The organism is Amycolatopsis echigonensis, assembly GCF_002846615.1.
Lineage (GTDB): Bacteria > Actinomycetota > Actinomycetes > Mycobacteriales > Pseudonocardiaceae > Amycolatopsis > Amycolatopsis echigonensis.
In genome coordinates this window covers 2,565,780-2,581,949 of record NZ_PJMY01000003.1, presented here as the reverse complement: position 1 = coordinate 2,581,949, position 16,170 = coordinate 2,565,780, and the positions used below count along the sequence as shown (strand labels likewise).

The window sequence follows — 16,170 nt, the reverse complement described above, 5'->3', positions numbered from 1 at the left end:
AGGCGATGAAGTTCCTGATCAGCCTGCACATCAACCAGTCCGTCCTCGACGCGCTGACCGAGGAGGAGAAGGAAGCCCTCGGCAACGGCGTCACCGCGTTCATGGAGTCGACGAAGAAGTCCGGCGAGCTGATCGCCGCCCAGGCGCTCGCCGATCCGTCGCAGGCCGCGGTCGTGTCGGTGCGAGGCGGGCAGCCGGTGGTGACCGACGGGCCGTTCCTCGAGTCCAAGGAGTTCCTCGGCGGTTACTACCTGATCGACGTCGAGAACAAGGAGCGCGCGATCGAGCTGGCCGCGCAGGTCCCGGACGCCGCGATCGAGGGGCTCGGCGTCGAGGTGCGCCAGGTGATGTTCTCGGAAGGGCAACTGGACGCGTGAGCGCCGCCTCCGTCGAGGACCTGCTGCGCGAACTCGTGCCGCAGGTTCTCGGCGTGCTCGTGCGCCGGTACGGCCAATTCGAGGGCTGCGAGGACGCGGTGCAGGAGGCCGTCCTCGCCGCTTCGCAGCAGTGGCCGGTCGAAGGCGTGCCGAACAATCCGCGCGGCTGGCTGTCGACGGTCGCGTCCCGGCGCTATGTCGACCAACTGCGGAGCGATCAGGCACGCCGCGAACGTGAGCTGGCGAACGCCGTCGAGACCGCTCCCGAGGTGCCGGACACCGACGACACACTGCACTTGCTGTTCCTCTGCTGCCATCCGACGCTGACCCCGGCGTCGCAGACCGCGTTGACCCTGCGTGCGGTCGGCGGCCTGACTACGGCCGAGATCGCCCGCGCGTTTTTGGTGCCGGAGGGCGCGATGGCTGCCCGGATCAGTCGTGCCAAGCAGCGGATCAAGGCGGCGGGCAGTTCGTTCCCCGGTTCGGAAGACCCGGGGCGACTGCAGTTCGTGCTGCAGGTGCTTTATCTGATTTTCAACGAGGGCTACACCGCGTCTTCCGGCAGCGACCTGCACCGCGCCGACCTGGCGCACGAGGCGATTCGCCTGGCCAGGATGGTGCACGCGCGGCTGCCAGACGACAGCGAGGTGACCGGTCTGCTCGCGTTGATGCTGTTGACCCACGCTCGTCGAACGGCGCGCACGACACCGTCCGGCGACCTCGTGCCATTGGCGGATCAGGATCGCACGACGTGGGACCGCGCCATGCTCGACGAGGGCACTGAGCTGGCGAAAGCGTCACTGGCGGGTTCGGCGCTCGGCCCGTATCAGCTGCAGGCGGCCATCGCCGCGACGCACGCCGACGCGGCGACCGCGGAGGAAACCAACTGGCGGCAGGTCCACGCGCTTTACCTGATCTTGGAACGGATCGCGCCCAATCCGGTGGTGACGTTGAACCGGGCGATCGCGCTCGCCGAGATCGAGGGGCCGCGGGCCGGGCTCGCCCTCCTGTCCACATTAGACAGTGACGAACGGATGGCGCGGCACCACCGGTTGCTGTCGGTGCGGGCGCATCTGCTGGAGAAGGCCGGGGATCTGCCGGGCGCGTACGAGAACTACCGGCTGGCCGCCAAGGCGACGGCCAGTATCGCGGAGAAGCGCTATCTGGAATCCCGAGCCGCCCAGGTTCGCGAGTAAATACCGGGCTCGCGGGCCGGTTCCGAGGTCGAGTAGGTTGCGCTGCGTGTCCCGGACGTCTGCGAGCGTGCCCGACGAGGTCATGCACGTCTCGATCGTGGACCGGCTGTTCGCCCGCGCCGACGACGAACGGCTGCTGTTCACCCACCAAGATCACCATCGCGGCGTCGAGCACACCCTGACCTGGACGGAATTCGCCGCCAACGTCCGGATCGTGGCCGGGGAATTCCGGCGGGTCGCGGAGCCGGGCGAGCGCGTCGCGATCCTCGCCGGCCAGGAACTCGCTTATCCGCTGGCGTTTTTCGGCGCGCTCGCCGCCGGGATGGTCGCCGTTCCGCTGATGCTGCCCGGCAATCGCGCGCAGGCCGACCGGCTCTCCGGGGTCCTCGCCGACTCCGGCGCGCGAGTGTGGGCGACGTCGTCGGCGGCCGCGGCGAAGGTGCGCGAGTTCAGCGATCCCGGCGACCTCGTGGTGGTGGACGACCTGTCCGGACCGGGCCTCGACCCGGTCCGCGTCGATCCGGAAAGCCCGGCCTACCTGCAGTACACGTCGGGGTCGACGCGCGAACCGGCGGGCGCGGTGATCCCGCACCGGGCGATGGTCGCGGCCTGCTGGCAGGCCAGCCAGGCCTACGCCTCGGACGAGCAAACGACCTGCGCCGGCTGGATCCCGTTCTTCCACGACATGGGCCTGATCCAGCTGCTGTGCCTGCCCGTTTACGTCGGCGGCCGGTCGGTGTTCATGTCCCCGGCGGAGTTCGTGCACCGGCCGCAGCGGTGGCTGCGCCAGCTCTCGGACTACCCGGCCGTCTTCACCGCGGCCCCGAATTTCGCCTACGACCTGGCCGCCGACGTCGGTGCCGAGGACGACCTCGACCTCTCGGACGTCCGGATCGCGCTCAACGGAGCCGAACCCGTCCGGCCGCGCACGGTCGAGCGTTTCCACGAGGTGTTCGGCCCGCGCGGGTTCCGCCCGGAAGCGCATCGGCCGTCGTACGGGCTGGCCGAGGCCACCGTGTACGTCGCGAGCGCGGGGGAAGAAGGGCCGCGCGGTGCGGTGCTCGACCGGGAAGCTCTTGCTCAGGGCCGCGCCGTCGAAACGCCGGACGGGCAGCCGGTCATTTCGGTGGGACGGCCGGTCGGGCAGCTCGTCCGGATCGTCCACGACGGACACGAGCAGCCCGAGGGCGAGGTCGGCGAGATCTGGGTGCACGGACCGAACGTCGCGTCCGGTTACTGGGGCCGCGGCGACGCGGATGCGTTCGGCGGCGTCCTCGACGGGCTTGAGGGCTGGCTGCGCACCGGCGACCTCGGCGTGTTCCACCGCGGCGACCTCTACGTCACCGGCAGGCTCAAGGACCTGATCGTCGTCGACGGCCGCAACTTCCACCCGCAGGACCTCGAGGCGGCGGCGGGCGAGGCACACCCGGCGATCCGCCGCGACCGGGTCGCCGCGTTCGGCGTCGCCGACGAACAGGGCGAGGGCGCGATGGTGGTCGCGGAATGGGCTCGGAACGCGGAAGCCGAGGTCAAGGATGTGACCCGGGCAGTCCTGCGAGCGGTGTCGAGAGAGCACGATCTCACGCTCCGTGCGGTACACCTGGTCCCTTCTGGCGGACTTCCGCGCACTTCCAGCGGGAAGGTCGCCCGGTCGGCCGCCAAGGCGCGTTACGGTGGCGTCCGTGGGTGATCACTGCGCCGAGGTCACGAAGGTCGTCAGCGACACCTTCCGGCTCGACCCGGCCCTCGTCGTGCCCGACGCTCCGCTCGAGGAGCTCGGCATCGACTCGAAGGGCCGGATCCGGCTTCTCGCGGCGCTGGAGATCTACTACGACGTGTCGATCGATCTGGACGAGCTCGATCGGTTCACCGACGTGGAATCCGTGGCGGACGTGCTCGCGGAGGCCCTGACAGCTTGCCGAGCCGAGGAGAAGCACTGAAATGAGCGGTGGGGGCGGGTACACCGCGACGACCGATGCGTTGTCGAAGGCGTCGAAGAAGATCGGTGACCTGGCGGAAAAACTGCTTGACGACAATCCGGACCTGGAGAACTCCGAGCTGACCAAGGAGAAGTTCGGCCGGGTGCACCAGGCCCACGCCGACAAGTACCTCGAGGGCGCCAAGCAGCTGTGGGACGCGGTCTCCGGCTACAGCAAGGCTCTCGAATCGTTCGGCACGAACATCGGCACCGCCGGATCTGCCTACGACAAGAACGAGGACAACCAGGCCGGGTCCATCACCAAGACCGGCAACGGCGTCGACGGGATCCTCTGATGGCGGACGACCAGCAGCAGCCCAAGACGTGGGCGGATGTCAAGAAGCTGCTCGACAACTCGGCAGTGCCGGCGGGGATGAAGGACGAGCTGCTCCGGGCGTGGGTGAACGAGCACCCGAAGCCCGAGGGCGACGAGGGCGCGGACGTCGAAAAATACATCAACGCGTACGGGCGGACGTTCACCCCCATCCCCGGCAATCCGTTCGCGGCGCCGGTCGGCGGCCCGTCGCTCGAGCAGGTCTACGAAGAGGCCAGGCAGAAGGGCCAGCAGAACAGCTACAACCAGGACGAGAAGAAAAAGGCAGTCGACAAGGGCAAGGACGAGCTCGACAAGAAGCAGCCGCCCGCACCCGGCGAAGGCGTGGACGCCGCGGCCACCGGCACGAAGACGTCCGACGAACTCTTCGACCCCGCGGCGGCCGCACTGCGGGTCTTCGAGACCTTTGGCGGCCTGCTCGAGAAGATCCCCGACGACTGCAAGGGGAACACGCGCAAGCTCGATCTCGACAAGGACATCCGCGGCCCGTTCGACGAGCAGCGCGGGATCAGCTTCGAGGGTTTCATCAACGACGCCATGCATTTCAAGCACGGCTCGGAAACCGTGAAGTCGACGCTGACCGACACCGGAACCGAACTGGGCACGCTGTTCCAGACCTGGACCGGAGCGGGCGCCGACGCGGCGTCGGACCGGTACAACGAGAGCATCCAGAAGAAGGCCGCGAAACTGGGGGACGACCTCAGCCACGCCAGCGAAGCGACGCTGCACACCACGAAGACGCTCTTCGACCTGTGCAAGGGGAAGGCCGACCAGGTCATCGCCCTGTACCGCGATGAGGTCGGCAAGGCCGACTACACGATGGCGCAGAAGGTCATCGCGGTGGCCAACGGCGAGCACGGCAGCGTCAACGACCTGGCCCAGATCGCCGGCTGGATGGACTACAACTTCGGCACCAACCTGGTCGACACCCTCAACGACCAGGGCTGCTGCGACGACGACGAGATCCAGAGCCACGGCAAGGACCTCGCCAAGCAGTGGATCATGAACCAGTTCAACCCCGACATGTGGGACACCATCTACCTGGGGTTCGAGAAGGCCTGCAAGGACGCCAAGGACCTCGTCGACAAGGCCTACGACGCGCTCGACAAAGAGATGGGCAAGATCAAGAACAAGTTCGAGGGCGCCGCGGACGGCGGGGCTGGCGCCTCGGGCGGTTCCGGTGGTCCTGGCGGCGGGGGGCAGGGTCCTGGCGGTGGCGGGCCCGGCGGTGGCGGTCAGGGTTCTGGTGGCGGCTACGGCGGTGGCCAGGACGGTTCTGGCGGCGGTTACGGCGGTGGTTCTGGCGGCGGGACCGGTGGGGAAACCGGTGGCGGCACTGGTGGGGGAGTTGGCGGCGGATCCGGTTCGGACACGCCGCAGGGCGACCATCCCGGTGGTTCCGGCGGTGGTTACGGGGGCGGCACCGGCGGAGGGTCGGGCTCGGGCAGCGGGTCCGGCGGTGGCGGCGCGAAGGTTCCCGACCTCGACGTCCCGTCCGATGCACCGGGCGGCGGTCCGCTCGGCGGGGGCTCGGGCGGAGGTTCCGGTGGCGGGACGGGCGGCGGCGGTCCGGTCGACGGTCCGCCGATCAAGACCGATCCCGGCGGCGGCTCCGGCGGGTCTGGCTCCGGCCCCGGCGGTTCGGGCCCGGGTGGTTCCGGCGGCGGGCAGGACCAGGCCCAGTCCGAGGAAGAGGCCCGGCAGAAGGCCGAACAAGAGGCCAAGCAAAAGGCTCAGGCGGAGGCCAAGCAAAAGGCCGAGGCCGCAATGGAGTCGCTGAAGAAGGACGCGCAGGGCAGTCACGGCGGCGCCCCCCTCGGCGGACCGGGCGGCGGCGAACCCGGTTCGACCGGCGGCGACGGCAAGGGCCCGGACGACAAGATCGCTGGCGACAAGACCCCTGGCGACAAGGGCGGCGGCGGGTCCCCCGGCGGCGGTCCGGTGGACGGTCCGCCGATCAAGACCGACCCCGCCGACGGCGGCCCCGGCGGCGAAGACGGCAAGCCAGGCGAGGACAAGGACCACGACGGCAAGCCCGATGACGGGAAACCTGGCGACGGGAAGCCCGGTGACCACGACGGCAAACCGGGCGAAGACAAGGACCACGACGGCAAGCCCGACGAAGACGGCCGCGACGTCCTGAAGGTCAAGCAGGGCGACAAGACGTTCGAGATGTCCGAGCCGGACCACGACGGCAAGATGGACATCAAGATCGGCGAGGGTTCCGGGCAGGTCAAGGACTTCAAGATCGACTGGTCCGACGACAAGTCCGCGCCCGACGGCGGCGACGGACAGCACGGCGCCGACGTCCACCACCCCGGTCCGGACGGCAAGATCCACCTCCGGGACGGCGACCTGAAGATCACCGCCGAGCGTCCGGACGGACCGAACGGGCCGACCGTCGTCACGGTCGACGACGGCAAGGGCAACCCGACGACGTACACGCTCGGCGAGGAGGACAAGCCGCAGGGCACGCACCCGGTGGACCACGGCCCGCAGATGCCCGGCGACAGCACCGGAAGGCACCACGCGGGAGACGGTCCCCAGCACGGTGACGACGGTCCCGGCAAGCACGCCGGTGACCACCAGGGACCCGACGGTCCCGGGCACGGCGGCGCCTCGCCGAGCAGCAGCCACCCCGCACCGGTGCATCCGATGGAGGGCGGACCAGGTCCGGAGATCTCGCACACCGGCGACCCGTTCGGCGGGCACCCAGGAGGTGGTCCCGGGACCTCGCACGGCGGCGATTCGCTCGGCGGTCCGGGACAGCACCCGGTCCAGCCGCTGCACCACGGCGTCCCGAGCGGGGCGCCGGGTCATGCGATACCGGGTGGTCCCGGCCCGGAGATTGCGCACACGGGCGTGCCCGCGGGTGCTCCGAGCGCACCGCTGCACGGCGGGCCCGTGGTCGACAGCACGCCGGTGTCCGGCACCCAGTCCGGCGGCGGGTTCTCGCAGCCGGGAGCACCGGCAGGCGACCATTCGGGCGGATCCGGCCAGTCGGGGTCCGGCAGCAGCGGGATGCCCGGCATGGGCTCGATGGGCGGCGGACACGGCGGCGGTGGCGGTGGTGGCGACACCGAGCGGCGTTCGGCGTACCGGGTGGAGGGCGCGGTCTTCGACAACCTGGCCGAGCCCGCCAGCCGGATCACCGGTTCCCTCGACGATGACGACGACGCGCCGATCATCCGGACCAGGTAGGAGCGACGCATGAGCGAAACCGCCGCGATGAAGGCCGAACTGGACGCGCTGGTCCGGGAGCAGGCCGACCGCCGGGCGCTGCGCGAGCAGAAGGCCGAGGAGCTCAAGGCGCAGTCCCAGGAGTACATGACCAAGCAGGTGCAGGCGGCCGAACGGTACGTCCAGCACCGGCGGGAACTGGGGAAGCGCAAGACCAAGTCCGGGTGGAGCACGGACCGGCCGAGCACCGAACCGCCCTCGGCGTTCGATTCCGACGAGTTCGGCAACGAGCCGGGCTCGGCGTCCCCGTTCGCGGTGACGCCGAACCAGCCCGCTCTGCGGACCGAGGCTCCGCGCCGTCCGACGCGTCGCCCGCGTCCGGCGGAAGACGACGAGGACGACGACGCCTTCCTCAACAACCGTTGGCGTGATTGAGGTTCTGCCCCGGGAGGGGGCTTCGCGGCTCCCTCCCGGCGGTCAGACCCGGACCAGCATTTTCCCGACGTTCTCTCCGTGCAGCATCCCGATGAACGCGTCCACGATGCTGGAAAAACCTTCTGCCACAGTCTCATTGACGCGCACCTGCCCGCCGCGGATGTGCGGAATCAGGAATTCCTCGAGTTCTTCGCGCGCGTCGAGGTGATTGCGCACCAGAAATCCTTCGATCCGAAGGCTTTTCCCGACCACGTCGTACAGGTTGTGGGGCGCGCTCGGCGGCGTGCGCAGGCTGTTGTACTGCGCGACCGAACCGCACCAGGCGACCCGGCCGTGCTCGCGCAGGACGTCGATCGCGGCGGCGAGGTGATCGCCGCCGACGTTGTCGAAGTACACGTCGATTCCGTCCGGAGCCACTTTCGGGAGCAGGTCTGCGACCGGACCGTCGTGGTAACCGAAGGCGGCGTCGAACCCGAGGTCGCGGGTCAGATGCTCGACCTTCGCCGCTGACCCGGCACTGCCGACGATCCGTCCCGCGCCGAGCAACCGGGCGATCTGCCCGGCCGCGCTGCCCACCGCGCCGGCGGCCGCGGAGATGAACACGTCGTCGCCGGGACGGATCTGCGCGATCCGGGTCAGGCCGACGTACGCGGTGAGACCGGTCCCGCCGAGAATGCCCAGGTAAGCACTCAGCGGAACGTCGTCCGCCGGGGTGATCGTCCGGACGTCGGCGGCGGTGAGGACGGCGTGGGTAGCCCAGCCGTGCCGGTGGAACACCGTGGTGCCGACCGGAAGAGTCGGCTCTTTCGACTCGACCACCTCGCCGAGCGAGCGCCCTTCCAGACCCGCGCCGCGTTCCCAGCCGCCCCATTCCATGAACTCGCGCATGTACGGATCGACCGACAGGTAACGGTTTTCGACCAGCACCTGTCCGTCGGCGAGATCCGGCAGCGGCTGGGTGACGAACTCGAAATCGGCGGCGCTCGGCGCGCCCTCGGGGCGGCGGACCTGGCGGACGGCGGTCAGGGACACGGGATCTCCTTAGTTGGCTCTGCCCAGCAACTCAAGCGCGTCGAAGCCGCCTGCAGCAGACCGCCGGATCGATGGACCGAGCCAATCCATGAATCTCGCTCATGGTGCTGGCTAGGCTGGCCGCATGGATGCTGTCGACCTCACTCCGGGCGAGCTGCGCCTGCTGCTCGCGGTGGAGCGCGCCGGCAGTTTCACCGCCGCTGCCGCCGAGCTGAGCCTCACTCAGTCCGCGATCTCGCACGCCGTCCGGACCTGCGAACGCAAGGTCGGCGCCGTCCTTTTCGAGCGCGGCCGAACCGGTGCCCGCCCGACCGCGGCCGGTGCTCGCGCGCTCGTGCACGCCCGGCTGATCCTGCGTCAGCTCGACGTCCTCCGCGCCGAAGCTCGAGGCGCGGCAGCCGGAACGCTCACCGGCCCGCTGCGGATCGCGGCTTTCCGCAGTGCCGCCGCGCATCTCCTGCCCGCGGCGCTGGAACGCTTGACCGCCAAGCATTCCGGTCTGCGCCCGCAGGTGCTGGTCGTCCCCGAACTAGGCCGCGGCACGGCGGGCGAGGTCGCCGACGGACGCGCGGACGTCGCCATCGCGACCCTCAGCGAAGACGAACCCCCGCCGGCCGGATTGGTCGCCGGAGAACTGTTCCGGGAGCCGTATTTCCTCGTCAACCCGGGAAACCAGGCCGATCCGCGTGCTCTGCCGCTGCTCGACTGGCCGGAAAACTGCTCCTCCTACACCCGATCCTGGTGGGCCCGGCAGGACTGGCTGCCCGCGGCGAAGATGGAGGTCGCCGACGACGGGGTGGTCCTTTCCATGGTGGCGCAAGGGATCGGGATGGCGATCCTGCCGAAGCTCACGCTCGCCGCCGCCGCGCCGGGAGTCACGGTCACCCCGATCGCCGACCCGCCCAGCCGGCGGGTCGGGTACGTCGCCACCTATGCCGGTGCGCAATCCCTCGCGGTGCGCGAACTGGTACGGGAATTGCGGGCGGTGGCCGAGGCGCAGGCGGTTCAGGAAAACGTGTACTAGATCCGCGGCTGGTCGCTCTCGAACTCCGGTGCCCGTCTGAGCCGGTTGCCCTGCTCGCAGAAATGACATACGGTTCCGCCACTGACACGCGATTCCGCAGAGGTGGCCGATGACCCAACGCGCACTGGTGCTCGGTTGTGGCGGCACCCTCGGCTTCGCCTGGACCGCAGCCGTCCTCGCCGCGGTCGAGGAGCAGTGGGGATGGGACTCGCGCGAGGCCGACGTCCTGGTCGGCACCTCGGCGGGCGCGGAGATGGCGGCGTTTCTCGGCTCGGGCATCGGGGTCGGCGAGATCATGGCCGCGCTGCTCGGAGAACCCGCCGACGAACGGGTCCGGCGCCATCTCGCTCAGCATCCGGGCATGCTGCCGCCCTTGCCGACACCGGTTTGGCCTGGTCTCGGCCTCACTGCCGCGGCATTGCGGGGTCGCGTCGATGTGCTGGCCGGGCTGGCTGGTGTCGTGCCGAGGGGGCGCGGCGACGCTGGATGGCTGCGCGATCTCGGCACCGCGTTGGCCAACGCTGACGGCTGGGTGGACCATCCGCGGACCTGGCTCGTCGGGGCAGATATCCGCACGGGGGAGCGGGTCGCGTTCGGGAATTCGCACCGAACTCAGCTCGGCACGGCGATTGCCGCGTCCTGGGCGATTCCGGGATGGTTTCCGCCGGTGGCCATCGACGGCCGCAGGTACGTCGACGGCGGCACCGTCTCGCCGACGTCCGCCGATCTCGTTCTCGCGACTGGCGTCGAGGAGGTCGTGGTCATTCCGCCGATGTCCACCTCCGGGGGTGCATCCGGCCGCGGTTTCGCGCGGGTCGAACGACTGGCCCGACGTGCGATGACCCGGCGCGTCGACGCCGAGGTGAAGCAACTCCGCGCCGCCGGTGTCCGGGTGTTCCGGATCGAACCCGGGCAGGCCGAATTGGACGTCATGGGGCCGAATTTCATGGACCTGCGCCGCCGCGCCGCCGTGCTCCGCGCGGTGACCCCGGCGCGGGTCCGCACCGCCATCGAAGAAGGAGCGACCCCATGACCTACCCCGAGATCGACCTCGACGGCGCGTCCGTCGCGATCACCGGTGGGGGTGCCGGAATCGGCCGTGCGGTCGCGAAGTTGTTCGCGCGCAAGGGAGCGCGCGTCGCGATCGGGGACCTCAACCAGGCGGCTGCCGAGGAAACCGCCGAGCTGGTCGGCGGCACCGCTCACCACCTCGACGTCGCCGACCGCGACTCGTTCGCGTCTTTCCTCGCCGCGGCCGAGAAGGCCCACGGACCGTTGCACGTGCTGGTGAACAACGCCGGCCTCATGCCGAACGGCGGGTTCCTCGAACTCGCCGACGCCACCGATCGGCTGCAGATCGACGTCAACCTCGGCGGCGTCCTCAACGGCATGAAGCTCGCCCTGCCCGGCATGGTCGAACGCGGTTTCGGCCACGTCGTCAACGTCGCCTCGCTGGCAGGCAAGTTCCCGGTCAAGGGGCTGGCCGTCTACAACGCGACCAAGTTCGCCGTCGTGGGGCTGACGGCCGCGACCCGCCTGGAGTTCGCGGACGCGGGCGTCAGCATCACCGCCGTACTGCCGTCGGCCGTCGACACCGCGCTCGCCTCCGGCCTGGACATGCGGCCGATCCCCAAGGTGCAGCCGGAAGACGTCGCCAAGGCGGTTGCCGATTCAGTGCACAACCGCCGCGCCGAAATCGCTGTCCCCGGCTATGTCGGCCTGCTCGCCACGGCTGCGGGGGTCACCCCCGAGCCGGTCCTCAACCGGGTCCGGCGGCTGGTCCGCGACGACCGCGCTCTGCACTCGGACCGCCCGGAGCGCACGGCGTACCGGGCGAATCTCGAGGCACAGCAAGGAACTCGGCGGTAGCCAGGCGGCCAGGCGCAACCCGGTTGCGCGATGCCCACGACCGGACTGACCTGCAGGTTCGCCCGCTCAGCAGCAGCTGCCGACGGCCCTCGGCGACGAACGCTTCGCCGCGGCGTACGAGAGCGGCTGCCAGCTGCCCGCGCCGCTCGCGGTGCCCCGAACCGACCCGGCTGGGCTTCGTCGGACGCTGTCCAGCTGATCGGTTCGTTTTCCGGGTAGCCGGGGTTCGGTTCCGCCGCTAGACCGTTTCCGACGAGCCCTGCACGGTGGAGACAACCCCCGGTCAATCCGGATTCGAGAGGTCGGCAACCGAGCAGTGAGATTCAGCGGTGCCTTCGGGAAGCGATGCCCCTCGCGGCGTAGGCCACACAGACGACAGGAAGAGACCCGCTGATGTCCGAGACAACCGAACGGCCGCTGCGCCCCGGCGGCCTGGCGATCCGGAGCGGGGCCGTGGGCTCCCTCGTGCTGGTACGGCTGAGCGGTGCGCTCGATCTCGCCACCGCCGACGACCTCGCCGACGTGCTGGACACTCAGCTGCGGACCGGCCGCGACATCGTGCTCGACTGCACCGGACTGGACTTCATGGCCGTCGTCGGGATGTCGCTGATGCTCGGCACCCACCGCGCCGCTCGCGCCAAAGGGCGCCGGCTGATCGTGGTGACCGGCGGCAACCGCGCCGTGCTGCGGCCGCTGAGCGTCACCCGGGTCGACGTCCTGCTCCACCTCGCCGCCAGCATCGACGACGCCTGCGCCGAGTTGAGCGGTTTGGCACCCGGCTCGCGCGGGTAACCGGGGCGCTGCCCCGCGACAGACGACGTCGGAGGTCCTTGGACGACGCCGAAGGACCCGCCGGGGTTCTTGCTGCCGGCGTGGGACGGAGGACGAACCGGCGTATGTCCACCCCAGGACACGTGGTGTTCGACAGCGACGACCTGGACCGCACCGAGGAATTCCTCTGCTATTCCTACGCCCCGATGCGGATCGGCAGCGGCAGCCGGGACGCGGGCGCCCGCATCACCCGGGTCGCCACGGAGACCGTCAGCGCCGACGAGCTCGACCTGCACTTCGACATGAGCTACGACGTCGACCCGCTGGGCCGGATCTGCCTCTGCGACATCGAAGCCGGAACCATCGAGGACCACCGGGTCGCCGGGTGGACCGAATCCGCCGACTTCGCCCCCGGCGACCTGTTCTCCTTCGCCCCGCCCGACCGCCCGTACTCGGGCCGGATCTGCCGGGCCCGCTACAGCATCACCATGCTCGACCCGGCCGTCCTGACCCGCGTCGCGGGCACCGAAAAGCCGGTCAAGCTGCTCGACCACATACCGGTGTCGGCCGCGGGTGCCGGGCACCTGCGCAACGCCATCACCTACCTGCGGGATCAAGTCCTCTCCGCTCCGGACATCGGCGAGCATCCGCTGCTGGTCAGCACCGCGACCCAGCACCTCGCCGCCGCCGTGCTCACGGCGTTTCCCACGACCGCGTCGGAGGAGCGCGCTGGCTCCGATCTCGACGCGCATCCCCAGGCTTTGCGCCGCGCGATCGCGTTCATCGAAGCCAATCCCCATCTGGATCTCACCGCCGCCGACCTGGCCCAGGCGGCTGGGGTGTCCTCGCGGGCCGTGCAGCTGGCGTTTCGAAGGCACCTCGACCTGACGCCGATGGCTTATCTGCGGCGCGTCCGTCTCGACCATGCGCGCGCGGAACTAAAGGCTGCTGCTCCGGGGCAGACGACTGTCACCCAGGTTGCGGCGCGTTGGGGTTATACGCGGCCCAGCGTTTTTACCGCCCACTACCGCGCTGCGTACGGCGAGCTTCCGTCGCGCACTCTCCAGGACACCAGTACAAAGTCCATTTAGGACAGTCAGTGCCTGCGCGGACCAGGCTGATACCGCACCGGTCCAACGCGCAGGTCCGGTTCCTGCCCGGCGGCGGACGCAGTGTCATCGCGGTGGACCCGGACGGGCACGGCGGTGCCGGACGGCGACTCCCGCGTGCGCTCACGGTCGGTCTTCGCGGCAGTGCGCAACAACCGGTACGCGGCGATCACCGCGGCCAGCCGTTCCGCGTCTCCTCCGGAAGCGTCCGGGTGAAGCTCCCGCACCAGGCGTCGGTACGCGAGCGTGATGTCCCGCTGGCTGGCTGCCGAGGTGAGGCCCAGCACGGCGTACGGGTCGCTGCGAGGCTCCGGCACCGCTCACCCCCTGCGCGGTTCTTTACCGGTGAGGGACGGATCGGCGTCGACGACCAGGCGGCTGAGGCACGTGTAGTAGTCGCGGGCCGCCTCGTCCGCCCGATCGAGCGCCTGGCGCAGCTCGGTCAGCAGCCGGGCCGCCCGCGTCAGGTTTTCGGTCGGGTCGCCGCCTTCCTGAGTGCGCAACAACCGGATCCGCGCGTGTTCGTCCAGCCGCACCGCGGCGGTCGCCGTCAGCTCGGCCAACCCGCCGGTCAGCTGCACCAGGTACCACCCGACCTGCCGCAGATGGTCGTGGGTCACCCCGCCGGCCGCGGCCTCCAGCAACTGCCGGGTGGCCTGGGCGAGGGACCGGGAGGCCGCGTCCAGGAAGTGCCCGGGCCGGGGAGATCGCCGCGGGCGCGCCATTTCGGGTTCACCACCTTCGTCACTGGTGCTGGGTGCTGACCTCGGGAACGGGATCGTCGGGCGGGACCGGCCGCTGCTGCTCGGCCACGTCGACCGGATCGGCGGCCACGCCGTCCGCTGCCTGTTCGACGGCCGCCGCGTCGTCCGCCCAGTCGTCGGGAGGTTCGATTTCGTGCTGCTGGTCCGCCGCGTCGTTTTCCGGGATGTCCCACGCCATCTCGGTACCTCCAGTGCGTGTCCGGGGCCGCGTCCAAGGACGTGGCCCCGCCTTGACGGGCCAGGCATGGTCGTCGACGGCGGGGCCGCGCGGCAGGGATGGGGGTTCAGGCGTTGATCTTCTTGCGCTCCTCTCCGCCGGAGATGCTGATCTTGCGCGGCTTGGCCCGCTCCGCCACCGGGATCCGCAAGGTCAGCACACCGGCTTCGCAGCTGGCCTCCACGTGCTCGGCGTCCAGCGTTTCGCCGAGGAACAACTGCCTGCTGAACGTGCCGCGGGGACGCTCGGCGACCTGCACGTCGTCGTTCTCGCCGTAATCCGGGCCGCGTTCGGCCTTCACGGTGAGCACGTTGCGTTCCACGTCCACGTCGATCGCGTCCGCCGGCACCCCGGGCAAATCGAACTTGACGATGTAGTCGTCCCCGGAGCGGTACGCGTCCATCGGCATCGCCGCCGGGCGGGTGGCGGTGCCGTCCGTGCCGAAGAGCTGCTGAGACAGCCGGTCCAGCTCCCGGAACGGGTCTGTGCGCATCAACATGACCACTGACTACCTCCTGCTCCGCTTGTCATCGCGGGCCGCAGCGGTATCCGCGTCCCGTCACACTGCTCCCAGTCGATAAACCTGTTCTCGACGGCACACTTTCGGTTGAACGCGGGGCGGCCGTCGCCTTGACCGCCCGGGAAACGCACGGCCCCGCCGATCCCGGGCCGACCGGGGACGGCGGGGCCGGAGCGCGGTGTCGGATCCGCGTCTGCCGAGAACCGAGCAACTCTCGCGTCCGGCCTTGGACAAGCACGGCTGGGTGTCGCGCGATCACCGCCGGACGGCGGAGGCGCGGCGGGCTCGCTTCGCTTCGCCACGAGACGCGGGGGCGGGCCTTGGTGCGCAACGCCCCGGTCCTGCTGCGGCCCAGTCATTGCCGCGCGCTGCCGACATCCAGTTCCGATTCGAACGCGACGGTGTATCACCTCCCCGTTCGCGCCGTCGTTTCATTGCACAGCAGCACCATCGCGAGCAATCAGCGGAGGAGACCTGGCCCCACGCCACCGTCGCGCCGCCAGCAACCGCTCGCTCGACCTCTCCGGAGTCTCCCGCACCGCCCGGATTCCGCTGGGGCGGCGAGCCGGAACCGGTTCCGGGGGCCGCGGCCGGTCGCGAGGAGGAAGGGCGGGGAAGTTCGCGGCCACGATCGCGTCGAATTCCGCGCGCGCCCACTCCGGGTCCGCGCAGACCAGCTCGGCGAACGCCGTGCCGGCTGTCCGTTCGGTGGCCTCCGGCATCGTGAATCACTCCCAGACCATCTCTCGATGGGCCTACCAGCCATTCACAGCTTCTGCTTGAACTTATAGCCCGCACTGGAGATTGTGTCAAGCACGCAACGTAGATAATGTGGGTGATGCCGACCGGCGTCCCCGTCGAGCGAAGGAGCGCCCATGACTGACCTCGGCAAGCTCGACGACGAGGACTACCCGGCCTTCACCACGGGGCAGGCCGCCGAACTTCTCGACGTCCAGCAAGCCTTCCTGCGCAGCCTGGACAGTGCCGACGTGGTGCGCCCGCAGCGGTCCGGCGGCGGGCACCGGCGATACTCCCGCCGTCAGCTGGCCTTCATCGCTCGTCTGCGAGAACAGCTCGACACCGGACACACCCTCGCCGCGGCCGACCGCATCGTGGGCCTGGAGGACGAACTCGCCGACGCCAAGCAGGAAATCGCCGACCTTCGCCGCCGGCTGGACGACGCCGGCCGCTGACCCTGACGCGCCGAAGAAAATCTATGCTGACCGGAGTAGACATTCGGTCGCGGCTGTGTGTAGTCTTCTGGTCGTACCGAGAAAGACAACGTCAATCAGGCGCGGGAGATGACGTAACTGCCCGCGAAGTGAGATGAGCCGGTCAGGCGGTGCGGAGCCGATCAGCAAAAC

The 16,170-nt window shown here is 69.9% G+C and carries 18 protein-coding genes; 13 read left to right on the top strand and 5 right to left on the bottom strand.

Translation table 11 applies throughout. The annotated features are described in order from the left end of the window. Window positions 1-5: 5 nt before the first annotated feature. From ATK30_RS17005 to ATK30_RS16975, 7 genes are all read left to right on the top strand, one after another. On the top strand, window positions 6-377 hold the full coding sequence (locus tag ATK30_RS17005) for a YciI family protein (RefSeq protein ID WP_101436408.1): 372 nt from the start codon (window positions 6-8) through the stop codon (window positions 375-377). Further along, window positions 374-1,573: an RNA polymerase sigma factor gene (locus tag ATK30_RS17000; RefSeq protein ID WP_101436407.1), complete on the top strand. Its 1,200-nt coding sequence runs from the start codon at window positions 374-376 to the stop codon at window positions 1,571-1,573. Before ATK30_RS17005 ends, ATK30_RS17000 begins: the two co-directional genes overlap by 4 nt. Window positions 1,574-1,655: 82 nt before the next feature. Beyond that, the gene (locus ATK30_RS16995; RefSeq protein WP_101440885.1) at window positions 1,656-3,263 is read left to right on the top strand and encodes a fatty acyl-AMP ligase; all 1,608 of its coding nucleotides are present in this window, start codon (window positions 1,656-1,658) and stop codon (window positions 3,261-3,263) included. After that, complete coding sequence (locus ATK30_RS16990; RefSeq protein ID WP_037807706.1) at window positions 3,256-3,513, top strand: acyl carrier protein; 258 nt, start codon at window positions 3,256-3,258, stop codon at window positions 3,511-3,513. The genes ATK30_RS16995 and ATK30_RS16990 overlap by 8 nt, the downstream gene beginning before the upstream one ends. A gap of 1 nt (window position 3,514) precedes the next feature. Beyond that, the gene (locus ATK30_RS16985) at window positions 3,515-3,847 is read left to right on the top strand and encodes a hypothetical protein (protein WP_101436406.1); all 333 of its coding nucleotides are present in this window, start codon (window positions 3,515-3,517) and stop codon (window positions 3,845-3,847) included. Then, complete coding sequence (locus tag ATK30_RS45630; protein ID WP_208637362.1) at window positions 3,847-7,086, top strand: WXG100 family type VII secretion target; 3,240 nt, start codon at window positions 3,847-3,849, stop codon at window positions 7,084-7,086. Before ATK30_RS16985 ends, ATK30_RS45630 begins: the two co-directional genes overlap by 1 nt. A gap of 9 nt (window positions 7,087-7,095) precedes the next feature. Beyond that, the gene (locus ATK30_RS16975; RefSeq protein WP_101436405.1) at window positions 7,096-7,500 is read left to right on the top strand and encodes a hypothetical protein; all 405 of its coding nucleotides are present in this window, start codon (window positions 7,096-7,098) and stop codon (window positions 7,498-7,500) included. A gap of 42 nt (window positions 7,501-7,542) precedes the next feature. On the opposite strand, the gene ATK30_RS16970 is transcribed toward ATK30_RS16975, so the two are convergent. Then, on the bottom strand, window positions 7,543-8,532 hold the full coding sequence (locus ATK30_RS16970; RefSeq protein ID WP_101436404.1) for an NADP-dependent oxidoreductase: 990 nt from the start codon (window positions 8,530-8,532) through the stop codon (window positions 7,543-7,545). A gap of 124 nt (window positions 8,533-8,656) precedes the next feature. Between ATK30_RS16970 and ATK30_RS16965 the strand changes: the two genes are divergently transcribed. The 5 genes from ATK30_RS16965 (at window position 8,657) to ATK30_RS16945 (ending at window position 13,287) form a co-directional block, all read left to right on the top strand. Beyond that, the gene (locus ATK30_RS16965) at window positions 8,657-9,556 is read left to right on the top strand and encodes a LysR family transcriptional regulator (protein ID WP_101436403.1); all 900 of its coding nucleotides are present in this window, start codon (window positions 8,657-8,659) and stop codon (window positions 9,554-9,556) included. Between the two features lie 109 nt (window positions 9,557-9,665). After that, a complete protein-coding gene (locus ATK30_RS16960; RefSeq protein WP_244194634.1) occupies window positions 9,666-10,589 on the top strand; it encodes a patatin-like phospholipase family protein in 924 nt (307 codons plus the stop codon). Then, window positions 10,586-11,425, top strand: coding sequence for an SDR family NAD(P)-dependent oxidoreductase (locus ATK30_RS16955; RefSeq protein ID WP_101436402.1), 840 nt, complete (start codon window positions 10,586-10,588; stop codon window positions 11,423-11,425). The genes ATK30_RS16960 and ATK30_RS16955 overlap by 4 nt, the downstream gene beginning before the upstream one ends. Before the next feature lie 393 nt (window positions 11,426-11,818). Further along, window positions 11,819-12,217, top strand: a complete 399-nt coding sequence (locus tag ATK30_RS16950; RefSeq protein ID WP_101436401.1) for an STAS domain-containing protein — start codon at window positions 11,819-11,821, stop codon at window positions 12,215-12,217. Between the two features lie 104 nt (window positions 12,218-12,321). After that, on the top strand, window positions 12,322-13,287 hold the full coding sequence (locus ATK30_RS16945) for a helix-turn-helix transcriptional regulator (RefSeq protein ID WP_101436400.1): 966 nt from the start codon (window positions 12,322-12,324) through the stop codon (window positions 13,285-13,287). Window positions 13,288-13,292: 5 nt separating this feature from the next. Here the strand turns inward: ATK30_RS16945 and ATK30_RS16940 are convergent, their stop codons facing one another. The 4 genes from ATK30_RS16940 to ATK30_RS16925 all read right to left on the bottom strand — a co-directional run bounded on the left by ATK30_RS16940 (window position 13,293) and on the right by ATK30_RS16925 (window position 14,785). After that, complete coding sequence (locus ATK30_RS16940; protein WP_101436399.1) at window positions 13,293-13,622, bottom strand: J domain-containing protein; 330 nt, start codon at window positions 13,620-13,622, stop codon at window positions 13,293-13,295. 3 nt (window positions 13,623-13,625) lie between these two features. Beyond that, a complete protein-coding gene (locus ATK30_RS16935) occupies window positions 13,626-14,030 on the bottom strand; it encodes a hypothetical protein (RefSeq protein WP_101436398.1) in 405 nt (134 codons plus the stop codon). A gap of 19 nt (window positions 14,031-14,049) precedes the next feature. Then, a complete protein-coding gene (locus ATK30_RS16930; protein WP_101436397.1) occupies window positions 14,050-14,247 on the bottom strand; it encodes a hypothetical protein in 198 nt (65 codons plus the stop codon). A gap of 106 nt (window positions 14,248-14,353) precedes the next feature. Beyond that, window positions 14,354-14,785, bottom strand: a complete 432-nt coding sequence (locus ATK30_RS16925) for an Hsp20/alpha crystallin family protein (protein WP_101436396.1) — start codon at window positions 14,783-14,785, stop codon at window positions 14,354-14,356. An 896-nt stretch (window positions 14,786-15,681) separates the two neighbouring features. On the opposite strand from ATK30_RS16925, the gene ATK30_RS16915 reads away from it, so the two are divergent. Further along, window positions 15,682-15,999: a MerR family transcriptional regulator gene (locus ATK30_RS16915; protein ID WP_101436395.1), complete on the top strand. Its 318-nt coding sequence runs from the start codon at window positions 15,682-15,684 to the stop codon at window positions 15,997-15,999. The last annotated feature ends 171 nt before the right edge of the window (window positions 16,000-16,170 follow it).